Origin of the sequence: Pseudovibrio sp. Ad5 (assembly GCF_001623095.1) — a bacterium.
Lineage (GTDB): Bacteria > Pseudomonadota > Alphaproteobacteria > Rhizobiales > Stappiaceae > Pseudovibrio.
This window is the reverse complement of record NZ_LMCH01000016.1, coordinates 90,433-96,496: the sequence shown is the minus strand read 5'-3', so window position 1 is coordinate 96,496 and position 6,064 is coordinate 90,433. Positions and strand designations below refer to the sequence as shown.

The following is a 6,064-nucleotide window of genomic DNA, read 5'->3' as shown; positions in this document are numbered from 1 at the left end:
AACTCTTCTCGAAGTTTCATTGTTGAACACTCTTTCCAAGGCATCCCGGTCCCTCCCTGAATGCCATGTTAATGTGTCAACCATCTCTCCGAACACCTGTCACCTATGTCTCCGGTATGTACACTTGCCCGGGTATGCATATCGGGCAAGACAAGCTGCTTTCAGCTGAGGAAGTCCTGAAATCATGCCTTTTGGAGAGCTCCAAAATACTGGCGTTCGCGAACCACACAGAGGTAGCTAAGGGTCAAACCACGCGCCCCGAAGAACACCAGCAATGAGAACCACAGACCGTGGTTTCCGTAGAGCGGATAAAGCAGGTAATAGCTAGCAAGAAACAGGATGGTGGAGACCACAACAGAGTTCCGCATATCCTGAGACCATGTCGCGCCAATAAATATGCCATCCATCTGGAAGGCCAGCGTGCCAATGATCGGCGTCAGTACAGCCCAGATCATATAAGTCCGCGCTGTTTCTCGCACCTCTGTATGCGTTGTCAGCAGGTCAATAACCGGTCCGCCAGCTACCCACAATACAACCGCAGCACCAAAGGACAGCCCAAAGCCCCAGCCGATGGAGAGCCGCAGGGCTTTGCGGAAGGCAGTCCGCTGTTTGGCCCCGATTGCTTGCCCTATTACCTGTTCTGCAGCTGATGCCGTACCATCCAAAAAGAATGCTGCGATCAGAATGAACTTCTCAAGTACAGCATTGGCGGCAAGCACCACTTCTCCCTGAGCAGCACTGCGAGAGGTAAAGAAGCCGAAGGCAAACAGCATCACCCTGGACCGGATCATAATGTCCCGGTTCAGGGCCAGCATCGGCTTCAGTTTCTCCCAAATGATGATCTGAGAAAACGAAGGCAGGCGTGCGCCGTGGAGCTCGCGCTTGATCAGAAAAAGACCAAGGCCAAATGTCAGCATCTCGGCAATAAAGGTTGCCACAGCGACACCGGGAATGCCCCAGTCAAACCCGAGCACAAACACAACAGAAAGCACCATATTGATGACATTCAGGAAGGTCTGAATGAGCAGTCCGATACCGGCTTTGCTGAGGCCCAGATACCAACCAAGAATGGAATAGTTGGCAAGCACAAACGGTGCTGAAAACGCACGGATCGCAAAGTATGTCGCCGCAGCTTCCTGCACCGCATCCGTCCCGCCAATAATGGGCAAGCCAAACGTCAGAAGCGGCCACTGTAAAAAGATGACGACAATGCCACCAATAATACCCAGCAAAAGGGCACGGGCGAGCACTGCACGCAGTTCATTGCCATTGTTGGCACCAAGAGCCTGTGCGGCAAGGCCTGTCGTTCCGGCTCGCAAGAAGTAGAAGAAGGCGCCAATCACATCAAAAAGGATCGTACCAACAGCCAGTCCACCCAAAAGGGCAGCATCATGCAACTGTCCAATCACCGCGGTATCAACCAACCCCAATAAAGGAGTGGAGATATACGCCAGTGTCATAGGAACGGCGAGCGCAAGGAAAGAGCGGTTCGTCACCTTGAAACTTGTAGACACGCGGGAAACCTTCAAACGCACGAGTGCAGCACCAGCAAGCAGCTCAAAATGGATTGGATAATCAAAGTATCATTTGCATATTTGTTTGTTCTGCGTTTGTCCATACCATATTGCGCAGAACTGCTATAGATAAGAATGTATCTCCGAAACGTGGGAACCGGTTTTCGGATAAGGAAACGAGAAAGCAAAAGCGAATTCTAAGAAGGTACTGCCCTGTGAAGCTCCAAATCGTGCACCATCCTGCTTACACGGCAAACATTCCGGAGAACCACCGGTTTCCAATGCGCAAATATGCGGAAGTAGCTCAGTGGTTGAAGCAAACCGATCCAGACGGTGCTCTCTATGATTTCCACGAGCCGGAGCCAATCTCCAGACAAGACCTGCTGCGGGTGCATGCAAAAGACTATGTCGATCAGGTTCTCAGCTGCAATGTACCTCACGCCATCGCGCGTGAGATCGGCTTTCCCATGACCCAAAGCGTTTCCTTCCGTGCGCAATGCGCAACAGGCGGATCTCTGCTCACGGCAGTACTGGCGCTGGAGCATGGCGTCGCCTGCAACACCGCCGGTGGGTCGCACCATGCCCGCATTGCACAAGGAGCAGGATTTTGCGTGTTCAACGATGTCGCCGTTGCAGTGAGGGCGGTACAAGCCATGCGCATGGTACGCCGCGTGCTCATTATTGACCTGGATGTCCATCAGGGAGACGGGACTGCCGATATCTTCGCCCATGACACCAGCGTCTTCACTCTCTCCCTCCATTCAGAAAAGAACTACCCCGTCCGCAAGAAAGCTTCCACACTGGATGTACCCCTGACCGATGGCATGGAGGACGATGAATATCTTGAGATCCTGGAGGACACGCTCAAACAGGTTCTCACCAGTTTCAAAGCTGACCTAGTGTTCTTCAATGCAGGCGTCGACCCTCATCATGATGACCGTTTAGGGCGCCTTGCACTCTCTGATGAGGGACTGCGAAAACGAGAGGAACTGGTCTTTAAACTGGTAAGGAATGAGGGGCTTCCACTTGCAGGTGTGCTGGGAGGTGGTTATTCGTATAATCTTCGACTATTGGTTAACCGGCATTCAAATCTGTACCGAGTGGCAGCGAAGTACTTATGATTCAAAAACAAGTCCTATTTATATAAAATTTTAGTTAAATGTAATATTCCACCATTAAGAACTGAATAGGTAAATGTGTCTTGCCATTTTATGAAAAATGCGCAGTATCCCCTCCGTAAAGTGCAAATAAAATGCCTCGGAAGGCTAGGAGACACATATGGGTGTTGTAGTCACCAATAGAAGCGTTGTACTGGATACTGCGGATTACATGATCCGGGAAAGCGGGCTGTTGGGCTTGGATGTCGACCAGCTTGCCAGCAGTACTGGAACAAGCGAGCAGGATATCTCGAAAATGTTCTCTTCCAAAAAGGGGGTAGAGCATGCCGTGCTGCAAAGGTATATCGACCGCTTCCTGCAGATCCTGGGTGACCCTGCCACGCAAACTCTTCACTTTCGCAGAGCGCTGGATACCTACATTGCCGCCTTTCAGGCAGGCATGGCAGATGGTGGTGAGCTGTTCCTCTCAGCAGTGCTGGGCGACAAGGATGAAGAGCTGCCGGATGAGCTTCAGGAACTTGCCGCGACTTTCGCGCGCCGCAACCGTGTCTGGTTGGCGGACCTGTTGGAATACAGTGGCAGCTGGTCCTCTGAAGAAGCGCTGGTGAAATCCGATTTCGTGCTTGCAGCACTGGAAGTTGCCGTTTTGATTGGCAACACGAGCGAAGATCCGGAGATCTTCGACAACCTGTCAACCAACATACACAACATCTGTATGCAGTAGTGGTTTCTCTGCCGGAGCAGGCGCGGTTAACGCCCGCGCCAGTTCATAAGGCGAGTAATGAACCACAGTGGCACGACGACGATGGCTCCAAGGAAGAAGTAGGAGCCAAAGCGTTCAATCGCTGAGAAGCCCATATTCCAGATCCTGACAAAGAAATCCTGCACGGAATAAATCAGGCTCAGCGGTGAAAAGTCCAGCGCAGACAAAACAATCCCGACAATCAAAGATAGAAAAATCAGCCGAATGAGAACGCGCCCCGGCGAGTCTCCAAGAAAACGGTTGAACTTATCGTTTGACATCAAAATCTCCGCTACACCAAAGCGTATCCCCGAGTGCTGAAAACCGCTTTTCGGATAAGGAAACGCACTGTAATAAAAGGTCAAAGCAGTTTGACTGTCCTAAGTTTAGTGCATACTGCTTAACATTGATTTCTATATAGGAAGCCTGAGGGATATTGCATAGATGCAAATCCAAATTGTACGCTCAGGTTATTGCTGAAAGTTATTGGTGTGCCGTTTATTGTCTACGCTGCGGAACCGGAAGACGCAGACCTCCTCGCAAACATCCGCGTCCAGTCCATGCGCGAAAGCCTTGAAGCGCTGGGCCGTTTCGACCCCGAACGAGCGCGCGAACGTTTCTTGAACAGCTTTGTCTGTGAAGACACCTTCAAACTCGTCTCAGGACAACAGATTTTGGGGTTCTATGTACTGCGGGACCGCCAGGATTACATCTGGCTCGACCACCTCTACGTCCACCCAAGCGCTCAGGGAGGTGGTATAGGAGCCGCCGTGATCTCCCGGATCAAAGCGCATGCGTTCTCAAAAGGAAAACCAATCCGCCTGGGTGCATTGAAACAAAGCAAAGCCAACGCCTTCTATCTGCGCTACGGTTTCCAGCACACCCACAGTGCAGAGTTCGACAACTACTACGAACTCCCGCTGGAAAGCATGCCGCAGAGTGCACCAACTTTCATTCTGAAACGCGCTGAACCCAAAGATATCGAACAGCTCGCAGACCTGCGCCATGAAGCGATGAAAGACGAATGGGCAGCTAATAATCTCGCAGACTATGCCCTTGCCCGCAGGCATTTCATTGAAGACTTCAAGCCAGAAGCCACACTAAAGGTTGTACAGGACGGAGAACTGCTCGGGTTCACGGCAGTTCATGAGTATGTAGATCATATCCATCTCGATATGATCTACCTGCACCCAACAACCCAAGGGCAGGGTATTGGTGGGCAGATTGTTACAAACATAAAAGAACAAGCTACGCAGCTGAACAAACCAATCCGGCTTGGAGCGCTGCGTATCAGCAGCTCCAACAAGTTCTATCTGGCGCAAGGCTTCAACTTCACGCACAACGTGGACTTCAACAACTACTACGAGTTCACCCCTGAACCAGCCTTCCGACTCCAAACCGCATCTCAGGAAGACTTCGAAGAACTCCAGCACATCCGCTACACCGCTATGAAGGAAAGTGCGGAAGCCAATGGGCTGTTTCATCACGACAAAGCCCGAGAGACATTTCTAAGCGAATACGCACCTGAGAAGACCCGGAAGATCCAAAAGAGCGGCAAGACAGTCGGCTTTTATGTGGTCCTGAACCACCCCGATCATCTGTATCTGGACATGTTCTACCTGCTGCCTGAAGCGCAAGGTCTCGGCATAGGCTCAAAGGTCCTGCAACAGATCAAGGATCAAGCGGATGAGCAAAACAAACCCATCCGCCTCGATGCCCTCCGCATCAGCCGCGCTAACGATTTCTACCAGTGTCACGGCTTTCGCGTGACCCATTCAGAAGGCTCCAATAACTACTATGAGTATGCGCCAAAGTGCTCTCTCGAAGTAAGTGAGGCGTGAAACAGGTCTTTACGTCCCAAGGACTTCCAGAGGCTGCTTGGCGACGGTAATGAACTCCCAGGCATTGTTGGGGTCAGCACCAGCTTGTCGGAGTAGTCCGTCAATTTTATCTCTGAACTCATAGCGCTGAGTGTCCGAGAGTGTTCCGTTCTCTTCCAACGCATCCTGTAGCTGAGATTTAACCTCCAGAAACTGGAGTTCAATTTCATAATCGCCGGATTCCACATTGAACCAGCCTTTAGCTGCCTGATAGTAGGTCTCTGGATTTTCTTTTGTCAGTTGAAAAAGCTCTTCCGGGCCAGCCTCCTGGAGATTGCTGCTATCGCCCGGTCCAAACCACAGGCTCAGCACCTTGCCGTCTTCCGCTCCCAGTGCCACATGCGTGTCCGCAAAAAAGAACACCACATCACCTGCTTCAAAGGAGGTTGCTGGCTCGCTGTTGTCGTATCCGACAACCTCATCCAGAATTTCATTGTAGCCAATGTCGTAGTTGAGATTGTCTTCCAGTTCGCGAATAACCCGGTTGCTCTCCGGTGTGTCCGCATAAGCCTTAAGCCCCATCAGCAGAACAGCTTCCTTGCAGTTCATGCAGCTGTGCGCAGTGGGCTGTAGCAAAGCAGCTTGGTTGGTCAGGTGATCGCGAAAGTGGGAGTTGTCTTCAAGCGGCGTCGCCCCTGATTGCCAGTTGAGGCTTCCTTTCCAGGACTGCCCAACCTCGACAGCTTTATTAGCGCTTTGCACGTTTTGTGCACCAGCTGCCGATTGCAACGGATGTGTGGACTGAACATTAGTGAGGCTCTGGGTATTGATAGGCATCGCGAGATCTTTGCTACATTATTATCATCAACC

The 6,064-nt window shown here is 51.4% G+C and carries 6 protein-coding genes; 3 read left to right on the top strand and 3 right to left on the bottom strand.

Going from position 1 to position 6,064, the window contains the following annotated elements; genetic code table 11:
- Positions 1-182: 182 nt before the first annotated feature.
- Positions 183-1,514 (bottom strand): MATE family efflux transporter, encoded by a 1,332-nt coding sequence (locus tag PsAD5_RS11310; RefSeq protein ID WP_063292173.1) that lies wholly within the window; start codon positions 1,512-1,514, stop codon positions 183-185.
- Positions 1,515-1,795: 281 nt separating this feature from the next.
- On the opposite strand from PsAD5_RS11310, the gene PsAD5_RS11305 reads away from it, so the two are divergent.
- The gene (locus PsAD5_RS11305) at positions 1,796-2,635 is read left to right on the top strand and encodes a histone deacetylase family protein (protein ID WP_063292172.1); all 840 of its coding nucleotides are present in this window, start codon (positions 1,796-1,798) and stop codon (positions 2,633-2,635) included.
- Positions 2,636-2,792: 157 nt separating this feature from the next.
- Positions 2,793-3,356, top strand: coding sequence for a TetR/AcrR family transcriptional regulator (locus tag PsAD5_RS11300; protein WP_057464941.1), 564 nt, complete (start codon positions 2,793-2,795; stop codon positions 3,354-3,356).
- Positions 3,357-3,382: 26 nt separating this feature from the next.
- Here the strand turns inward: PsAD5_RS11300 and PsAD5_RS11295 are convergent, their stop codons facing one another.
- A complete protein-coding gene (locus PsAD5_RS11295; RefSeq protein WP_057464942.1) occupies positions 3,383-3,655 on the bottom strand; it encodes a DUF6460 domain-containing protein in 273 nt (90 codons plus the stop codon).
- Between the two features lie 210 nt (positions 3,656-3,865).
- Between PsAD5_RS11295 and PsAD5_RS11290 the strand changes: the two genes are divergently transcribed.
- Complete coding sequence (locus PsAD5_RS11290; protein ID WP_063292181.1) at positions 3,866-5,215, top strand: GNAT family N-acetyltransferase; 1,350 nt, start codon at positions 3,866-3,868, stop codon at positions 5,213-5,215.
- A 9-nt stretch (positions 5,216-5,224) separates the two neighbouring features.
- On the opposite strand, the gene PsAD5_RS11285 is transcribed toward PsAD5_RS11290, so the two are convergent.
- The gene (locus PsAD5_RS11285; protein WP_057464943.1) at positions 5,225-6,031 is read right to left on the bottom strand and encodes a hypothetical protein; all 807 of its coding nucleotides are present in this window, start codon (positions 6,029-6,031) and stop codon (positions 5,225-5,227) included.
- Positions 6,032-6,064 lie beyond the last annotated feature (33 nt).

Coding starts and splice junctions, on each gene's coding strand:
- PsAD5_RS11305 (WP_063292172.1), top strand. CDS start 1,796: ATGCGCAAATATGCGGAAGTAGCTCAGTGGTTGAAGCAAACCGATCCA.
- PsAD5_RS11300 (WP_057464941.1), top strand. CDS start 2,793: ATGGGTGTTGTAGTCACCAATAGAAGCGTTGTACTGGATACTGCGGAT.
- PsAD5_RS11295 (WP_057464942.1), bottom strand. CDS start 3,655: ATGTCAAACGATAAGTTCAACCGTTTTCTTGGAGACTCGCCGGGGCGC.
- PsAD5_RS11285 (WP_057464943.1), bottom strand. CDS start 6,031: ATGCCTATCAATACCCAGAGCCTCACTAATGTTCAGTCCACACATCCG.